Source organism: Thiocystis violacea (genome assembly GCF_016583575.1).
Classification (GTDB): Bacteria; Pseudomonadota; Gammaproteobacteria; order Chromatiales; family Chromatiaceae; genus Thiocystis; species Thiocystis violacea.
The window spans coordinates 1-1,386 of the sequence record NZ_NRRG01000139.1 but is presented as its reverse complement, the minus strand read 5'-3'; the positions used below and the strand labels follow the sequence as shown (position 1 = coordinate 1,386).

Below are 1,386 nucleotides of genomic sequence, written 5' to 3'. Positions count from 1 at the left end.
CGCGAATTCCATCAGGGCACGAGGGTCGGCGACGACACCTCAAGATGCCGGATATATGGCTGCAACGTCCCTTCTGTCAGAAACAGCGGTTTTCCTCTTGCATCGCGGGGCGGACCATATATGGGCAGAGCCCGTGCTCTATCGCATCAGCCATACGACCGAGGCTTAACGGGCGTGCCCATCCTGTACGCTCCGAGGCCCAGGATACAAGGAAAAGAGAGTCTTTCGTCCCGAGCTACTGCGGGACGTTCTCGCCTATCTGCATGATGCTGGAGGCGATGGCTTGTTTCTCACCGGACCCACTGGCTCAGGCAAAACCAGCCTGATCACGCAGATTGCCAGTCGACTCAACTACCCGGTCCAAGCGGTCACCTGTCATGGTCGGTTGGAACTCAACGCCCTGATCGGTCAGTTCGTCCTGATCAACGGCTCCACGCTGTTCGTGCATGGCCCTTTGTCGGTCGCGGCACGGGACGGGCATATCCTCATCCTCAATGAGTCAGACCTGATGGACCCCTCAGAACTGGCGTGCTTGAATGACATCATTGAAGGCCAGCCGCTGGTCATTGCCGAAAACGGAGGTGAGGTGATTCAACCTCATGCCAAGTTCCGAGTGTTCGCCACGGGTAATACCGCTGGCTCAGGAGATCGTTCCGGCCTGTACCAGGGCACCTTGCGTCAGAATCTCGCCTTTATGGATCGCTTCCGTGTGATCAGCGTCGGCTACCCCGATCCTGACACCGAGAAGCAGGTCATTCTGGCGGCGGCACCCAAACTCCCTGGCGAGATCATCGACAAGATGATTCTTGTCGCGGAAGAAGTCAGGAGACTCTTCATGGGTTCGCGTGAAGGCGAACCTGAACTCACTGTCACCATGAGTACCAGAACGTTGGTGCGTTGGGCAACTCTCAGTTTGACGTTTAAGGGCGCTCCGAACGTCTTCGAGTACGCCTTGAACCAAGCACTGACTGCTAGAGCCGAGCCCGAACAGCAGGAAGCCATTCATCGGATTGCGGCGGATGTGTGCGCATTCCACGCCATTCGGCGACCTGTTCCACCAACATCCGGCCGGCGATTCCACCGGCATTCGGCCACCCATTCCGCGGCCATTCGGCCGAGGCCGTCGGAGCGAAGCGACGCAGGCGGGTCATTGTTACTCGGCGGGTGTGGTTGGCGTCAACGTCCGGGCGTGACGTTTGCGCATCGGCTCGCCTTTGAGGGTGATCCGGTAGGCGTTGTGGACCAGCCGATCGAGGATCGCATCGGCCAGGGTGGGATCGCCAAAGTCTTCATACTGCCTCCTTCTGGGATCGGTTGGTACGCCGTACCCGCTGGACGTAGCACTTCAATTCGTCGATCTTGTTGGGTGTGAGCAAAATTTTCCAA

2 pseudogenes are annotated in these 1,386 nt (G+C 58.3%); one reads left to right on the top strand and one right to left on the bottom strand.

The features are described from left to right. Positions 1-220: 220 nt before the first annotated feature. Positions 221-1,024: pseudogene (locus CKO27_RS23810) on the top strand (AAA family ATPase); the annotation flags it as partial. 129 nt (positions 1,025-1,153) lie between these two features. Here the strand turns inward: CKO27_RS23810 and CKO27_RS23805 are convergent. Then, positions 1,154-1,294, bottom strand: a pseudogene (locus CKO27_RS23805) (ATP-binding protein); the annotation flags it as partial. Positions 1,295-1,386 lie beyond the last annotated feature (92 nt).